The organism is Bacteroides sp. Marseille-P8574 (assembly GCF_902825465.1).
Taxonomy (GTDB): Bacteria; Bacteroidota; Bacteroidia; order Bacteroidales; family Bacteroidaceae; genus Bacteroides; species Bacteroides uniformis.
The window spans coordinates 587,426-602,885 of sequence record NZ_CADEBE010000002.1 but is presented as its reverse complement, the minus strand read 5'-3'; the positions used below and the strand labels follow the sequence as shown (position 1 = coordinate 602,885).

The window sequence follows — 15,460 nt, the reverse complement described above, 5'->3', positions numbered from 1 at the left end:
AATATAGATATATGCAAACAGTTTTAGTAACAGGTGGAGCCGGCTTTATCGGTTCCAACCTTTGTGAGCATTTGCTTGCTCACGATTATCACGTTGTCTGTCTGGACAATTTTGCTACCGGAAAAATAGAAAATCTTCTTCCTTTATTAAATCAGTATCCGCAAGCTTTTAGACTGATAGTTGGAGATATATGTAATATATCCGATTGTCAAAAAGCAGTGGAAGGAGTAGATTATGTATTACATGAGGCTGCTCTTGGATCAGTTCCACGTTCTATTAAGGATCCGATAACGACGAATGAAGTCAATATCGGTGGTTTCCTGAATATGCTGGTTGCTGCCCGTGATGCCGGAGTGAAACGCTTTATGTATGCGGCCAGTTCATCTACTTATGGTGATAGCAAATCTCTACCTAAAGTGGAAGATGTAATCGGTAAGCCTTTGTCACCTTATGCCATTACTAAATATGTGGATGAACTGTATGCGGATGTGTTTACTCGCACATACGGTATGGAGTGCATAGGCTTGCGCTATTTCAATGTTTTCGGCCGTCGTCAAGACCCGTTTGGGGCATACGCTGCTGTTATTCCTCTATTTGTAAAGAAATTGATGGCTCATGAGAGTCCAGTTATTAATGGGGATGGTGAGTACAGCCGTGATTTCACTTACATAGATAATGTCATCCAAATGAATATGCTTGCCATGACTACTACTAATCCTGAAGCAGTCAACCAAGTTTATAATACTGCTTATGGTGAGCGTACAACTCTGAATCAATTAGTAGATTATTTGAAAGAATTTTTGAGTGAGTTCGATTCAGAAATTGCAAATATTGAAATACTGCATGGCCCTAACCGTTTAGGAGATATTCCTCATTCATTGGCTTGCATTGATAAGGCTAAAAAATTATTGGGATATAATCCTAAATTCAATATGCGCGAAGGGTTGAAAGAGGCTGTGCTGTGGTATTGGAATAATATTTAATCTTCTATTAAGTAAACAAAATTATTCATAGGTATGAATGAAGTAAAAATTGCCGTAATCGGACTCGGTTACGTAGGGCTTCCTTTGGCCCGTTTGTTCTCTACAAAACATAAGACAGTAGGGTTTGATATGAATCAGGCACGGGTAGATGCGTTAATGAAAGGGCATGATGCTACGCTGGAAGTATCGGATGAATTATTGCAGTCAGCCATAGCCAACGGATTTATTTGTACAGCTGATATTGAAGATATTCGTGATTGTAATTTTTATGTGGTGGCCGTTCCTACTCCTGTGGATAAGAACCACAATCCTGACTTGACTCCTCTTTATGGGGCAAGTACTACCGTGGGTAAGGTAATTTCAAAAGGGGACATCGTAGTTTACGAATCAACGGTATATCCCGGTGTGACCGAAGATGAATGTATTCCTGTAGTAGAAGCGGTTTCGGGATTGAAATTCAATGTTGATTTCTTTGCCGGTTATTCTCCTGAACGCATCAATCCGGGTGACAAGCTCCATACAGTGGAGAAAATCAAGAAGGTTACTTCCGGCTCTACTCCTGAAATAGGAAAGAAGGTAAATGATGTGTATGCTTCCGTAATTACTGCTGGTACTCATTTGGCACCAAGCATGAAAGTGGCTGAAGCAGCAAAGGTTATCGAAAATTCCCAGCGTGACATCAATATCGCCTTTATTAATGAACTTTCCAAGATATTTACATTAATGAGCATTGATACACAAGATGTATTGGAGGCTGCTGGAACAAAATGGAATTTCTTGCCTTTTAAACCAGGTTTAGTGGGAGGACACTGTATTGGTGTAGATCCTTATTATTTGGCCCAGTGTGCACAAGAGTATGGCTATAATCCTGAAATCATTCTTGCCGGTCGTCGTATGAATGACGGCATGGGAGAATATGTCGCTAATCAAGTGGTGAAGCTAATGCTAAAGAAAGGTATTCAGGTTCTCAATTCCAATATTTTGATTCTCGGATTTACTTTTAAAGAAAATTGTCCGGATGTTCGCAATACGAAAGTTATTGATATTTATAATGCTCTGAAAGAGTATAATGTAAACCTTGTCGTTTATGATCCGTGGGCTAATCCTTCGATAGTAAAGCGTGAGTATGATATTGAAGTGATGAATGACTTACCAAAGGAAAAATTCGATGCAGTAGTGATGGCTGTAGCACATAAAGAATTTGTGAATTTGGATGTGCAGCAATTGACTGATGAGAAAAAAGTGATTTATGATGTGAAGTGGATGATGGACAAGAAGTTGGTAGATGGGAGGTTGTAATAACTGATTTCCTATTGAAGAGATAATATGATAGAAAGAATAAAATCCTTTAAACAGAATAAAGAGCTTTATACCTTAGTTTCTAATTTTAGTTATTTGTCCATTTTGCAAATAGCAAGTTATGCATTTCCTTTTATAACAATGCCTTATTTGGCCAAAGTAATAGGAGCGGAGGGGTTTGGAAAGATTGCATTTGCTTCTGCTTTAATGCTTTGGTTTATTACCATAGCTGATTGGGGATTTAACTATACTGCAACAAGAGATGTTGCAAAAAATAGAGATAATAAAGAAAGAATATCTGAGATTTTTTCCAATGTTTTTTGGGCAAGAATCTTTTTAATGTTGATTTCTTTTCTCCTTTTGTCTATTAGTGTTTTATTGATTCCTAAATTTAAAGAAAATATGGCTGTAATATTTATATCATTTTTGATGATACCAGGCCATATTATGTTCCCTGATTGGTTTTTTCAGGCAATAGAAAGGATGAAATACATAACAATACTTAATGTGTTATCTAAAGCATTATTTACTATAGCTGTTTTTGTTTTTATTAGAGATAAATCTGATTATATTTTACAACCACTATTTACTTCTTTGGGCTTTATGCTTTCAGGAGTAATTGCAATGTACTATATTTTAGGTAAATGGGGGATAAAATTAAAAATTGTTCCTATGAGAACAATTGCAAAAACAATAAAGCAGAGTACTGATGTATTTATCAATAATATACTTCCCAATTTTTATAATTCGTTTTCTACTATATTATTGGGGTTTGTAGGAGGAGATGTGGCTAATGGGATAATGGATTCTGGTAGAAAGTTTGTAACTCTTATAATACAGTTGGTTAAAATCTTTTCTAGGGTTTGTTTTCCTTTTTTGTCACGTAGGGCAGATAGGCATAAAACATATGTAAAAATTGTGTTACCTATAGCTTTGTTATTTTCGTTATTGTTATTTGTTTTTGCACCTTTGTTAATGCGTATATTCTTTACTTTAGAATTTTATAAGGGTGGTATTTGGGTAATGAGAATAATGTCTGTATACGTTTTTTCAATAGCAGTGAATGATGTTTACGGTATTAATTATATGATAGCGAATGGATTTGATAAACAAATACGGAAAATAACTATTGGTGTGTCTATATTAGGATTTTTTTTATCGATAGTTTTAGTATACTACTTTTCATATATTGGTGCAGCTGTGAGTATAACGATATCTGGGTGTTTGAGAGGGCTGTGGACTTATTTATGGGTGAAATATAATAAAATATAAATATATGATACTGAAATCAATAATATCCGCTATAAAAAGAAAACATATGAGCGGAGTGGATTATGCTAAAAGTATAGGAGTTAAGGTTGGAGACGGTTGTTTTATTTCTTCGAAAAATTATTCTTCAGAACCTTATTTAATAGAAATCGGAAATTATGTTCGGATAGCAAATAATGTCCATTTTTATACGCATGGAGGAGTGTGGGCTCAAGCTCAAAAATTACCTAAAGGTGCATTGGAACATTTTGGAAGAATAAAAATTGGAAATTATTCTTATATAGGAGATGGTTGTATGATAACACCAGGGGTAACTATTGGCAATGATGTGATTGTTGCAGCTGGCACTGTTGTTACAAAATCTGTACAAGATGGCTTGATGGTGGGAGGAAATCCTATGAGGGTTATCGGTAGGACAGAGGATTTTGTAAAAAAAACAATAGAGCATAACAAAGCATGTAAGGATGTCTATAAACTTAAAGGTGAAGAAAGACGCAAATATATTGAGTCTATCCCAGAAGAGTATTTAGATAGAAAACCTTATATAAAATATGAAGAGAAAAATCGGGAATGAAAAATATTTTGGAAGAAATAAATATCATAAGACCTTTAGTAATAATTTTGCTTGTTTTAATGCATGCGTTTACCATGTATGGTGGGAGTTGGCCAAAGCCAGAAAGGATTGAGGATGTAGAACTTTATTTTTGGATACAAAGATTTTCTTTTGCTTGCATGTTGGAAATGTTTGTGTTTATTTCCGGCTATCTATTTGCTTATCAGGTGTGTGAATTGAAGAAGAAATATTTTTTTCTTCAATTGATAAAAGTAAAATTTAAAAGGTTGATAATTCCATGTATAGTGTTCTCTCTATTCTATTCCTTTCTATTCCCCCCGGGAATAAATATATTAAATTATATCTATGGATTAGTTAATGGTTTTGGGCATATGTGGTTCTTGCCAATGTTGCTTTGGTGCTTTGTTGCAACATACTTTTTATTAAAAGTAAGAATGAAAGAAGAAATAAAATTAATAGGATTATTGTGCCTCAGTATCTTTCCTTCTTCTTTAATTCCGCTTCCTTTTCGAATGGCAAGCACCATGTACTATCTTTTCTATTTTTATTTGGCTTATTATATTTGGAATCATCGAAAATTAGTAGTAAAGTATTTGGCAACCAATAAGATAATAATTAGCGGAAGCATATTATTCTTGATTGTTTTATTTCATTTAACATTGTACTACGAGATAATACATTATCACATACGGTTATAATATCTTTGATAAATAAGTTGGGTAAAATTATTTATGCTACAATTGGAGTGTTGTTATTTTATATTAGTATTATGTATAAAAACAAAAGCGTAATATTCCAAATTGGTTTGTTAAGTTAAATGTATTGTGTATGGGCATTTATTTGTTTCAACAATTTATTTTGAAGCTTTTTTATTACAAGTTGCCTATGCTGGAATTGTTGGGAACATATTGGTTACCTTGGGGGGATTCCTTGTAGCTTTGCTTCTTTCTATTTTACTGACATTCTTGTTACGTAAGTCACAAGTGGGAAGATGGCTGGTTGGCTAAGGCTTGTATTTCTTTGATGGTCTATAGCTATGCAATTTATGATAAGTAGAGAACTATTAGGTAAGAGGGGCTTTTTGGTGTTTCTTTTCTTGATGAATCCATTTCTGGCATTTTGTTTAGCCGTTTGTTTACTGTCTAAGCAAAGAGATAGGTTATTCGCAACCATAGTTATAGTTTTGTTTTTGGGGCTTTTAGGTTATACCTGCTTGCCCTTTTCTACAATGGACATCACCCGGCATTATGTGATGTTTGATAGAATGAAACAAGCTGTTTCTTTGGAGGATTTTATCTTTTATGAATCTCTATCGGAAAAACCGGACTTCTTTTTAGACTTGCTATATTGGATATTAGGAAAGTATATTGATACGCATCAAATCGTAGGATTCATAGGAGCATCTATTTATTATGGTTTTATGATTGGAGTTATACGAAATTGGTGTAACGCTCTGCCTATGAGGTCTTCGAAGATATTCTTCCTTTTGCTGATCATGTTCTTGGCTTTAATTCCTGTATATGAGTTTTCGGGTATGAGACAAGGGAATGCGATTATGATATTCTTATATATCATAACGATATCTGAAATGTCTATGCTAAAACGTGGATTATTGTTGATAATACCTTGCTTGTTGCATTTTTCATTATATCCCATCGTTGCATTATACATTTGTGCTTGTATGGTGAAGAAGAAGATACTTTGGATTATAGCATTATGTTTGATGTCTGCTTTCTTTTATTTTACTCCATTGATGGCTTGGTTGATGAATATCTGTTCTTCTATGGGAGGAATGGGTGCCGGGATTGCTGAAAAAATAGATGCTTATCTATTTCAGGGTGAAGTGGATTCAGCATTGTATTCTGGTTCTGTTCTTCGTTTTTTTATTATTTTAGGATTGCTTTTCTTCTATCCGATAATTGCTTATTCTGTGAATAGAAAGATTGAAAAAGGGAGTTTTTTTGAAAGATTTCATAATTTTTTCATCTTGTTTTTCTCTTATCTTTTTTTTTCATCATCTTCATATATTCTCTCTCGCAATTTGATGATGTTCAAACTATTAATCGTACTGTATGTTGTTTATGCGCTTTATACATTTGCCTTCAAGTGGTATTTAAAAAGGTTGTTGATTTGTTTGTGTCTTATAGTCTGCATATCAGGACCTTTCTCTTTCATTCTTGGGAGGGAGTATAGAACATTGAATTTTTCTTTGTTTACATCAAATATAATAGAATTGCTAAGTATAAAAACTAATCCTGAAGGATATTCCATTTAATAATTAAGATGAAAACTCTCTTTCTTATAACCTCTTTAGAGCAAGGTGGTATTGAAACATATCTACTTAGATATTTGGAATATTTTCAAGAACATGAAGCTATTGTGATTTGCAAATCGGGTGGTTTGGGAGAACTTTATCCCCAATATACTCAGATGGTAAGAGTTATCCCTATGTATTTTTCATATTTTGGTGGTGTTCGGTATTATAGATATTATAAATTGCTGAAAAGGGAGCAGGTCGATACGGTTTGCGATTTTACCGGGAATTTTGCAGGACTACCTCTTTTAGTAGCTTGGTTCGCGAGGGTAAAAAAGAGAATCGCATTTTATCGTGGTTCTACAAATCATTTTAGGGAGACACGTATTCGGTTACTCTATAATGCTTGTATGAGAAAACTGGTATCAGTCTTTGCTACCAAGATACTTTCAAATTCAGTAGCAGCACTTGATTTTTTCTTTCCTAAACGTGACAGGACGTCAGATAGATTTGATGTTATCTATAATGGAATGGACATGAAAAAGTTGTCAAAACTGGAAAAGAAACGGTTACGCCAAGAATTTGGTTTGCCTTCTGATGCTTTTGTTGTAGGGCATACAGGACGCTGTAATGAGGCAAAAAATCATGATACCATTTTGAAGGTTGCTTCTGAACTTTGCCATAAGTATAAAGATATTCATTTTGTATTGGTGGGTAAAGGAGTGAAAGAGAAATGCGAAATGATGGTTCAGCAGATGGGGTTGAATAAACAAATTCATCTGCTTGGTTATAGGGATGATGTTCTTCGGATTCTTCCATTATTTGATTTATATTATTTCCCATCGCTGACAGAAGGGCAGCCCAATGCTCTGATTGAAGCTATGGCTACAGGGTTGCCTTTTGTTGCTTCTGATATAGCTCCGATAAAAGAATCGGTTCCTCCTGCAATTCGTTCATTGCTTCTTCCTCCTTGTGACAGTGAAAGGGCTGTGAAAGTGATAGAACGAATCTATAAAGGGGAGAGTGACGGAGCGGAATATATGTGTAAAGAGTGGGCGCAACAGCATTTTGATGCGGATGAATTGTTCGCTAAATTTAGAAGAGAGTTATAATCTTAATTATCTATGGACTTGGTTTTTTGTACAGAAGCACGTTTTGTGCGTAGGTCTTCAGGGGTAGTGTACAGTATTGATGGGGGGCTTACTAATAGTTTATGGGAACGTTATTTGCGTAAGTTCGGCCATGTGTACGTAATGGCGCGTGTGCTTCTTGATGATGATTATCCGATAAACGATAAGTATTTGGCATCGAATGAACGAGTTTCGTTTATAGATTTGCCGTATTATGTCGGACCTATACAATATTTGAAAGTACGTAGAAAGCTAAATAAGATAGTTGCAGCGAATTTAATGTCTGGATGTGTTTATATTTGTCGGGTTCCAGGGGAAATAGGGACACTTATGGCAAGGCATTTGAAAAAGAATGGGATGCCTTATGGGGTGGAAGTGGTAGGAGACCCATGGGACGTATTTGCTCCTGGGGCTGTTAGACATCCACTTCGTGTGTATTTTCGTTATAGGGGGACGCATGATTTGAAACAGACTGTTGCTCAAGCAAATGCTGCTCTTTATGTTACAGAATATCAGTTGCAAAAGCGTTATCCGATAAGTAATTCAGTCTTTAGCATTTCAGCATCAAATGTACAGATTTGCACCCGTAATTTACCGTCTTCAGGAAAAAAATTGTATAAAAAGAAGGAGTACAATCTGTTGTCGGTAGGTTCTTTGGAACAAATGTATAAGGCGCCTGATGTGGTTTTGCAGGCATTGGCATTGTTAAAGACCAGAGGGGTGAATTGTAAGTTGACATGGTTGGGGGAAGGTAAGCATAAAGAGGCAATGCGGAAATTGGCATCAACATTACATATTTCCAATGATGTGATTTTTAAGGGAAATGTAAGTCGGGATGAGGTGGATGAAACATTGAGGAATGCTGATCTTTTTCTGTTAGTTTCACGTACTGAGGGATTGCCACGTGCCTTAATTGAAGCAATGGCTATGGGATTACCTTGTATTGGTACCCAAGTGGGGGGGATTCCTGAATTGTTGGATGAACAAGTGCTGATTCCGGTTGATGATTCGCAGGCTTTAACCGATAAAATAGAGTTCTTGTTGAACCATATAGAGGCGATAGACAAGCAAGCAAGTAGAAACTATGAATTTGCCAAAAAATATTATGATTCTATTCTTCAACAAAAGAGAGAATCGTTTTATCAATACCTTATTTCTATCGTAAAATGAAGCCTTTTTCTTTTCAACATAAACTTGGACGTGTGCTTTTGTCATGGATTCAACACTATAATCACGAAAAATATTGGAAACAGCGAGCTATCGTAATTAATCCCAATGATAAAACTTACCTTTTACTAAAGGTGAGTTCTATCAATTCAATTTATCCTCTTGTATCAGACAGCAGAACTCTTTAACTGCCCAATTTGTGAGCTTTAGTCTTTCAAATTTAGCGAATATTTTCTACCCCCCCAATTTTTACAATAATTAACTTGTGTTTGTTGTAAAAATTGGATGTGCAGGCATAATTCACCCCAACAACTCAGGTTTCAGCCTGATTATTTGCGTGTAACGACTGATGTTATACACAAGACTGGTGAGTGCTACATTGGCTTTAGCACGAATAAGCCCTACTGTACGCACCACAAGTCCACGCATGGTTTGTTCCTCAAACCCGAATACATGCTCGACAAGGCAACGTGTCTTGGATTTTTTCCTATTGTCTGATTTCTGCTCCTTGGTAAGCGGACGGTTACGGTAGCCCTTTTCGCAAATTATCGGATTCATCTTATGCTGTTTTACAATCTCCTCTTGTCCGACATAACCGGCGTCCAAATACAAGTCCTTGCCTTCGTCTTTTTCATCCAGCAGTCCTTCAAAGCCTTTGGAATCATGCACTTCTGCCGACGTGGTATCATAAGAAAGTATGATCTTATTGCGTTTCTCAACTTTAGTATGCTGCTTGTAGCCGTAAAAAGTCTCATCACGCTTCTTTGTCCAGCGGGCATCTACATCCTTGTGGCACTTCTTGTGGGGATTGTCATTCCACAACTTATTACCCGCTCCCTGTTTTATCTGCTCATTTTCATCACGGGTGTTACGTTGGCGAGGGGCAATAACAAAACTGGCATCAATGATGCGACCCTCATTGAATTGCAGACCCTTACTTTCCATGAAACTATGAAATTCCGAAAAAAGCTTGTCATAAACGCCTGTATTTGTCAGGAGTTCGCGATACTTCCACACCGTCTTCTCGTCAGGAACATCGTCAACACATTCAATACCAAGAAACTTGCGGAAACTCGTACGGTCAACTATCTGATACTCTATCTGATGGTCACTCAAACCATAATAACGCTGAAGAAACAAGACCTTGAACATCAGCACACAGTCTATCGGCGGACGACCGGCATTACTTTTGCGCTCTCCGGTAAAAAGGGCTGATTCAAGAGTAGGACGAAAGATCTCAAAATCAACATACTGAGACAACACTTCAAGAGGATTGCCCATTTCATTCAAACGCAATTCACGATTCTCTGACTCAAATAGTTGATTATAACGAAGCTTACGGTATCGGGATAACTTGTTCATTATAAAATTCTTATTTTCTGCAAATTTACGCTCTTGGAACCATATAAACAACTGTACTACAATATTTTAATTTATAGAACTCCTCTAAAACTATATTATTTATATTACATCAAACGTACAGATGCTTATCACAATTGTTCTTTTGGAACTAACTTAAATTCCGGAGCTTATTTTGCAACTCCTCCCCACCTTCCTCATGGACCAAAGGGGATTATAGTGGGACACGATGTTCGCATAGAAGCAAATAGTATTATATATCAACAAGTTACAATTGTATGGGGTAAAAATACTAAACAATGTATTGATAGGAGCTGGTGCGAAGATATTGCCCGGTGTTTCAATAGGTAATAATGTTAAAGTGGGTGCGAATGCGGTAGTGGTGGAAAATGTACCCGATAATGCAACTGTGGTATTGCCGAAACCGAGAATCATTTTGAAATGATGGAGCATTGGAATGGAAAGATAGTTCAGATGAAAAAGAATAATAGAAAGAAGTTTTATATAGTGACTACTGTACCTGCATCATTAAACTTCTTTAAAGGGCAATTGGCATATTTGAGCAATGATTTTGAGGTAGTTGCTATCTCGTCTGATAAAAAAAATCTTGAGCACTTTGGTGAGGGAGAAGGAATTGATACTTATCATATCCCAATGGAGAGGCCGATTTCACTTTTGAATGACTTTAAAAGTCTCATAAGGTTCTTGTTTTTCTTCAGCAAAAAGAAGCCTGATATTGTACATGGAAATACCCCTAAAGGAAGTTTTTTGTCGATGATAGCAGCTAAACTGACAAGTGTGCCTGTAAGAATTTATATGTGTCATGGACTCAGGTATCAGGGATATGGCGGTTTGATGAGAACTTTGTTGAAAACAATGGAACGTGTCTCATGCTATTGTGCCACAGAGGTTCTTTGTGTGAGTAATGGGGTAAAAGCAACATTAATGGAAGACGGCATTTCTAAAGCATCAAAATTGAAAGTTATTTGGAATGGGAGTGCCAATGGTATTGATACTGATAGGTTTGACAGGAAGATGGTTTCTTTGGAGGCACTTTCTTCTATTGCAAATTCTGTTGATAGATTTGTTTTCTGTTTTGTTGGGCGCATTGTGAAAGATAAAGGGATAAACGAACTGGTATTAGCTTTTAATAGATTGTCTGCTATATACAATGATATAAATTTGATGTTGATTGGCCAGTTTGAGGATAATGATAACCCGGTAGATAAAACTACTAAGGAAGACATACATTCGAATTCTAAAATTCATTTTTGGGGAATTCAAAAGGATGTCAGACCATTTATGTGTGCTTCTGATGTGTTTGTTTTGCCATCGTATAGGGAAGGATTTGGAATGGTGCTCATGGAGGCCGGTGCATTAGGTGTTCCATGTATAACCACGGATATAAATGGTTGCAACGAAATAATCCAAGACGGTGTGAATGGAAGGATAATTCCGCCACGTGATGAAGAAGCCTTGTATAAGGCTATGAAATGGATGTATGAGCATCGAAATGCAGAAGTAAAAGAAATGGCAAAACGCGCCCGTCCGATGATTATAGAGCGTTATGAGCAGCATAAAGTTTGGGAAGCACTATTGGAAGAGTACCGCTCTTTGGACAATAATGTCTGATTTTGTTTTAATATTCCAATAACTAATATCTGATGAAGATAAATTGGAATTGAATCGTGCACTTGCTGCTGAGGTGAGAGGCATCAAATTGAATCGGTTGTTGGATGTCTTGAAAACAAATGAGATTTTGTAAGAAGATATTGATTCTGAAGTAGAAACGGTAAGACAAGAAAATTATGAAAAGCGACTGCAAAACGAGAATCATTATTGATACAAATCTTTGGATTAGTTTTTTGATTGGCAAAAAATTGGCTGGTCTTTTGGATTTCTTGTCTGATGAAAAGGTTGAACTTGTTGTTTCAAATAATAACCGTAATGGAGTTTGATGTATTGGCTTCTTCATCGGGCTATTCCTTTTTGTACATGAAGATTCTGAAGATTATTATCATCTTGTTGTCAGAGAATAATTCTTTAAAATATATAGATACGATTTCTTCTTAGTGTATAACCATTAAATCATGTACTCTCATTTTTTTAAGAGGGTGATTGACTTCATCCTTGTGTTTTGTGTGTTGGCTTTGATTTGGCCGATACTGTTTCTTGTTGCCCTTTGGTTGCATTTTGCCAATCAAGGTGCTGGAGTCTTTTTTACTCAGGAACGCCCAGGAAAACATGGCAAAATATTCCGTATTATAAAGTTTAAGACCATGACGGATGAGTGGGATGCAGAAGGGAATCTGTTACCGGACGTACAGCGTTTGACTAAAGTGGGTAGGTTCATTCGTTCTACAAGTATTGATGAGTTACCACAGTTGATTAATGTCTTGAAAGGGGATATGGCTTTGATAGGCCCTCGTCCCTTACTCCCCCAATATCTTCCTTTATATAGTAAAGAGCAGGCCCGTCGGCATGAAGTACGTCCGGGGATTACTGGCTGGGCACAAGTGAATGGGCGCAATGCAATCAGTTGGATGAAAAAGTTTGAATTAGATGTTTGGTATGTGGACCATTGTTCATTTTTACTTGATTTGAAGATAATATTTTTAACAATGAGGAAAGTGCTTTTGCGTAAGGATATTAGTTCAAATACTTCAGTAACGATGGAAGCCTTCACTGGAAATAATTGAAATTAAGAATATGAAAGATGTAGTAATTTATGGTGCAGGCGGTTTTGGACGTGAAATAGCTTGTTTGCTTTGTGCTATAAATAAAAAGAAACAGGTTTGGAATTTTGTAGGTTTCATAGATGATGCAAAAAGTGTTGGCGATGAAAACGAATATGGTCGGGTTTTAGGTGGAATGGATTATCTAAATGCTTATTCTCGGCAACTTAATGTGATAATAGCCATTGGTAACCCTCATGGAGTAGCTTCCATCGTTTCAGGGATATACAATGACAATATTATATTTCCCAATATTTATGCTCCCAATTTAAGATTTGCTGATTCTAAAAATATGCAGATAGGTAAGGGAAATATTTTTTCTTGGGATTGCCATATAAGTTGCCATGTAACAATTGGTGATTTCAACGCTTTCAACGGAGATGTTATAGTTGGACATGATGCTGTAATAGGTAATTATAATTCTTTTATGCCAGGAGTACGTGTTTCTGGCGAGACTACAATTGGAAATGAAAACTATTTCGGTGTTTCTTCCATCGTGTTACAGAAAAAGGAGGTTGGAAATAATACTGTGGTAGGTGCCGGAAGTGTTATAATTCGTTCTACGAAAGACAATTCAACATATATGGGTAATCCTGCTGCTTTAATTAAATATTAATAATAAAATAATTAATCATGGACTTAAATGATTTTATAGAGCATTTTGCAGAACAGTTTGATGAAACTGAAAAGATTGTGTTTACTGCTGAGACTGTATTTAAAGAGTTGGACGAGTGGTCATCATTGATTGCTTTATCGGTAATGGCGATGGCAGATGAAGAATATGATGTACAGTTGAAAGGGGACGATATTTTAGCTTCAAGAACTATAGAAGATTTATATAATCGAGTAGCATCAAAAAGAGCTTGATATGTACAATCCTTATTCTTTATCTGGCAAGACAATTTTGGTGACAGGAGCTTCTTCGGGCATAGGAAAAGCCACTGCAGTAGAGTGCTCTCGTTTGGGGGCAAAACTTATTTTAGTGGGAAGAAATAAAGAACGATTAGAAGAGACATTTTCTCAACTGGAAGGAGAGGGGCATATAATGAGAATTCTTGATCTGACAGATGTTGATGCATTAGAAATGTTTGTCAAAGAATTGCCTGAAATACATGGTTGTGTGAATAATGCAGGTATTGGTGGTAAACAACCTATTGCTTTTATTAAGCGTGAAGAATTGCAGCATATTTTGAATACTAATGCTTTGGCACCTATTTATCTGACACAATTTCTCATAAAAAAGAAAAAGATGAAACGTGGTTCATCTATGGTTTTTACTTCCTCTATTTCTGGTGTTTATTCGGTAGATATTGGTAATGCAATGTATTCCATGACTAAAAGTGCAATAGATGGTTTCATGAAGAATGCGGCCATAGAATTAGCTGTAAAGGGGATAAGAGTAAACAGTGTAAATCCAGGAATGGTAGATACTCCTATTAATGATATTGATAGTTTTACAGAGGAACAAAAACAAAAAGATATTAGCAATTATCCACTTAAACGTTATGGATTACCCAATGATGTGGCATGGGGGATTATTTATTTATTATCAGATGCTTCATCATGGGTTACGGGAACAAGTTTAAAAATAGATGGTGGATATTCATTGTAATTACTTATAAATTGAGATATGGCATTTTTATCATTTTCTAATGTAAAGTTTGCAGGGGTTGCTGCTGCTGTTCCAAAAATAGTCAAAGAAATAAAAGACTTGAGTTTTTTTTCTCCTGGCGAGGCAGATAAGGTGATAGCATTAACGCATATTGAGCGCTCCAGGATGGTCCCAAAAGGCATGTGCTGTTCGGATTTGTGTTATGAAGCAGCAGAGCAATTGATAGAAAGGCTTCAATGGAATAAGCAGGATATTGGGGCATTGATATATGTGTCATTGTCTCGTGATTATCTTACTCCCCATACTTCTGCACTCCTCCAGGACAAACTTGGATTGTCTAAAGAGTGTTACGCGATAGATGTACCTTTAGCATGTTCCGGATATGTTTACGGTTTGTCTGTCATTGCAGGGCTTATGCAGAATGGCGGAATAAAGAAGGGGTTGTTATTGGTAGGAGAAACAACTTCTCAATTGCAATCACCATTAGATAAGACCATATGGCCTTTGCATGGTGATGGAGGTACAGCTACCGCTTTAGAGTTTAATGAAGGAGCAAGCCCTATGTTATTCCATTTTGCAACAGATGGCTCAAGAGGTGATGCAATTATTAATCTTGATGGTGGTATGCGCCATCCGATAACAGAAGAGTCTATGAGAATGATTGAAGTGGAACCCGGGATTATTCGTAACCGTACTCAATCCGTTCTTGATGGTATGAATGTATTTGGATTTTCCATCAAGGAACCTCCAGCCAGTATTAAATCTCTTACGGAATATTATGATTTCTCATTGGATGATATTGATTATCTGATTTTACATCAAGCTAACAAATATATGGATGATAAAATAGGTAAGAAGTTGAAAGTACCAGCTGACAAAATACCTTTCTCTTTGATGCAATATGGGAATACAAGCAGTGCTTCTATACCTATTACAATGGTTGTTGGTATAGGTGAAAAATTATCTTTAGAAGATGCTGATGTTGTAATTTGTGGTTTTGGTTCAGGTTTGTCTTGGGGGAGTGCTTATATTAAACTAGACCATATTATATGCCTGCCTCTGATTGAATTGGATTAAT

Annotated in this window: 17 protein-coding genes; 16 read left to right on the top strand and 1 reads right to left on the bottom strand. The window is 36.2% G+C overall.

From position 1 onward, the window contains the following. Positions 1-11: 11 nt before the first annotated feature. The 8 genes from HUX74_RS14855 (at position 12) to HUX74_RS14820 (ending at position 8,679) form a co-directional block, all read left to right on the top strand. Positions 12-983, top strand: a complete 972-nt coding sequence (locus HUX74_RS14855) for an SDR family oxidoreductase (RefSeq protein WP_117652576.1) — start codon at positions 12-14, stop codon at positions 981-983. A gap of 33 nt (positions 984-1,016) precedes the next feature. Then, positions 1,017-2,282 carry a nucleotide sugar dehydrogenase gene (locus HUX74_RS14850; RefSeq protein ID WP_117652575.1) on the top strand — a complete coding sequence of 422 codons (1,266 nt, stop codon included), beginning with the start codon at positions 1,017-1,019 and terminating at the stop codon, positions 2,280-2,282. Between the two features lie 27 nt (positions 2,283-2,309). Further along, a complete protein-coding gene (locus HUX74_RS14845) occupies positions 2,310-3,554 on the top strand; it encodes an oligosaccharide flippase family protein (protein WP_117652574.1) in 1,245 nt (414 codons plus the stop codon). A 4-nt stretch (positions 3,555-3,558) separates the two neighbouring features. After that, positions 3,559-4,125, top strand: coding sequence for a DapH/DapD/GlmU-related protein (locus tag HUX74_RS14840; protein ID WP_117652573.1), 567 nt, complete (start codon positions 3,559-3,561; stop codon positions 4,123-4,125). Then, complete coding sequence (locus HUX74_RS14835; RefSeq protein ID WP_117652572.1) at positions 4,122-4,823, top strand: acyltransferase family protein; 702 nt, start codon at positions 4,122-4,124, stop codon at positions 4,821-4,823. Before HUX74_RS14840 ends, HUX74_RS14835 begins: the two co-directional genes overlap by 4 nt. A 347-nt stretch (positions 4,824-5,170) precedes the next feature. Then, positions 5,171-6,400: an EpsG family protein gene (locus tag HUX74_RS14830; protein WP_117652608.1), complete on the top strand. Its 1,230-nt coding sequence runs from the start codon at positions 5,171-5,173 to the stop codon at positions 6,398-6,400. An 8-nt stretch (positions 6,401-6,408) separates the two neighbouring features. Beyond that, positions 6,409-7,491, top strand: coding sequence for a glycosyltransferase (locus tag HUX74_RS14825; protein WP_174646940.1), 1,083 nt, complete (start codon positions 6,409-6,411; stop codon positions 7,489-7,491). 12 nt (positions 7,492-7,503) lie between these two features. After that, the gene (locus HUX74_RS14820) at positions 7,504-8,679 is read left to right on the top strand and encodes a glycosyltransferase (RefSeq protein WP_174646939.1); all 1,176 of its coding nucleotides are present in this window, start codon (positions 7,504-7,506) and stop codon (positions 8,677-8,679) included. A gap of 297 nt (positions 8,680-8,976) precedes the next feature. On the opposite strand, the gene HUX74_RS14815 is transcribed toward HUX74_RS14820, so the two are convergent. Next, the gene (locus HUX74_RS14815; RefSeq protein ID WP_008657074.1) at positions 8,977-10,038 is read right to left on the bottom strand and encodes an IS5-like element IS1169 family transposase; all 1,062 of its coding nucleotides are present in this window, start codon (positions 10,036-10,038) and stop codon (positions 8,977-8,979) included. 271 nt (positions 10,039-10,309) lie between these two features. Here HUX74_RS14815 and HUX74_RS20790 point away from each other — a divergent pair, with 271 nt between their 5' ends. The 8 genes from HUX74_RS20790 to HUX74_RS14775 all read left to right on the top strand — a co-directional run bounded on the left by HUX74_RS20790 (position 10,310) and on the right by HUX74_RS14775 (position 15,459). Then, positions 10,310-10,480 carry a DapH/DapD/GlmU-related protein gene (locus HUX74_RS20790; protein WP_371808723.1) on the top strand — a complete coding sequence of 57 codons (171 nt, stop codon included), beginning with the start codon at positions 10,310-10,312 and terminating at the stop codon, positions 10,478-10,480. Between the two features lie 29 nt (positions 10,481-10,509). Further along, positions 10,510-11,667 (top strand): glycosyltransferase family 4 protein, encoded by a 1,158-nt coding sequence (locus HUX74_RS14805; RefSeq protein WP_174646938.1) that lies wholly within the window; start codon positions 10,510-10,512, stop codon positions 11,665-11,667. Between the two features lie 176 nt (positions 11,668-11,843). Then, positions 11,844-11,993 (top strand): putative toxin-antitoxin system toxin component, PIN family, encoded by a 150-nt coding sequence (locus tag HUX74_RS14800; protein ID WP_227741035.1) that lies wholly within the window; start codon positions 11,844-11,846, stop codon positions 11,991-11,993. 132 nt (positions 11,994-12,125) lie between these two features. Further along, the gene (locus HUX74_RS14795) at positions 12,126-12,734 is read left to right on the top strand and encodes a sugar transferase (RefSeq protein WP_117652569.1); all 609 of its coding nucleotides are present in this window, start codon (positions 12,126-12,128) and stop codon (positions 12,732-12,734) included. A gap of 10 nt (positions 12,735-12,744) precedes the next feature. Then, entirely contained in the window at positions 12,745-13,386 is a 642-nt protein-coding gene (locus HUX74_RS14790) for a serine acetyltransferase (protein ID WP_174646937.1), read from the top strand. Positions 13,387-13,403: 17 nt separating this feature from the next. Continuing rightward, on the top strand, positions 13,404-13,637 hold the full coding sequence (locus HUX74_RS14785) for an acyl carrier protein (RefSeq protein ID WP_174646936.1): 234 nt from the start codon (positions 13,404-13,406) through the stop codon (positions 13,635-13,637). 1 nt (position 13,638) lies between these two features. After that, the gene (locus tag HUX74_RS14780; RefSeq protein WP_117652566.1) at positions 13,639-14,382 is read left to right on the top strand and encodes an SDR family NAD(P)-dependent oxidoreductase; all 744 of its coding nucleotides are present in this window, start codon (positions 13,639-13,641) and stop codon (positions 14,380-14,382) included. 18 nt (positions 14,383-14,400) lie between these two features. Next, on the top strand, positions 14,401-15,459 hold the full coding sequence (locus HUX74_RS14775; RefSeq protein WP_117652565.1) for a 3-oxoacyl-ACP synthase III family protein: 1,059 nt from the start codon (positions 14,401-14,403) through the stop codon (positions 15,457-15,459). Position 15,460 lies beyond the last annotated feature (1 nt).

Excerpts from the sequence above, each read along its gene's own strand:
- HUX74_RS14855 (WP_117652576.1), top strand. The coding sequence starts at position 12 with ATGCAAACAGTTTTAGTAACAGGTGGAGCCGGCTTTATCGGTTCCAAC.
- HUX74_RS14850 (WP_117652575.1), top strand. The coding sequence starts at position 1,017 with ATGAATGAAGTAAAAATTGCCGTAATCGGACTCGGTTACGTAGGGCTT.
- HUX74_RS14845 (WP_117652574.1), top strand. The coding sequence starts at position 2,310 with ATGATAGAAAGAATAAAATCCTTTAAACAGAATAAAGAGCTTTATACC.
- HUX74_RS14840 (WP_117652573.1), top strand. The coding sequence starts at position 3,559 with ATGATACTGAAATCAATAATATCCGCTATAAAAAGAAAACATATGAGC.
- HUX74_RS14835 (WP_117652572.1), top strand. The coding sequence starts at position 4,122 with ATGAAAAATATTTTGGAAGAAATAAATATCATAAGACCTTTAGTAATA.
- HUX74_RS14830 (WP_117652608.1), top strand. The coding sequence starts at position 5,171 with ATGATAAGTAGAGAACTATTAGGTAAGAGGGGCTTTTTGGTGTTTCTT.
- HUX74_RS14825 (WP_174646940.1), top strand. The coding sequence starts at position 6,409 with ATGAAAACTCTCTTTCTTATAACCTCTTTAGAGCAAGGTGGTATTGAA.
- HUX74_RS14820 (WP_174646939.1), top strand. The coding sequence starts at position 7,504 with ATGGACTTGGTTTTTTGTACAGAAGCACGTTTTGTGCGTAGGTCTTCA.
- HUX74_RS14815 (WP_008657074.1), bottom strand. The coding sequence starts at position 10,038 with ATGAACAAGTTATCCCGATACCGTAAGCTTCGTTATAATCAACTATTT.
- HUX74_RS14805 (WP_174646938.1), top strand. The coding sequence starts at position 10,510 with ATGAAAAAGAATAATAGAAAGAAGTTTTATATAGTGACTACTGTACCT.
- HUX74_RS14800 (WP_227741035.1), top strand. The coding sequence starts at position 11,844 with ATGAAAAGCGACTGCAAAACGAGAATCATTATTGATACAAATCTTTGG.
- HUX74_RS14795 (WP_117652569.1), top strand. The coding sequence starts at position 12,126 with ATGTACTCTCATTTTTTTAAGAGGGTGATTGACTTCATCCTTGTGTTT.
- HUX74_RS14790 (WP_174646937.1), top strand. The coding sequence starts at position 12,745 with ATGAAAGATGTAGTAATTTATGGTGCAGGCGGTTTTGGACGTGAAATA.
- HUX74_RS14785 (WP_174646936.1), top strand. The coding sequence starts at position 13,404 with ATGGACTTAAATGATTTTATAGAGCATTTTGCAGAACAGTTTGATGAA.
- HUX74_RS14780 (WP_117652566.1), top strand. The coding sequence starts at position 13,639 with ATGTACAATCCTTATTCTTTATCTGGCAAGACAATTTTGGTGACAGGA.
- HUX74_RS14775 (WP_117652565.1), top strand. The coding sequence starts at position 14,401 with ATGGCATTTTTATCATTTTCTAATGTAAAGTTTGCAGGGGTTGCTGCT.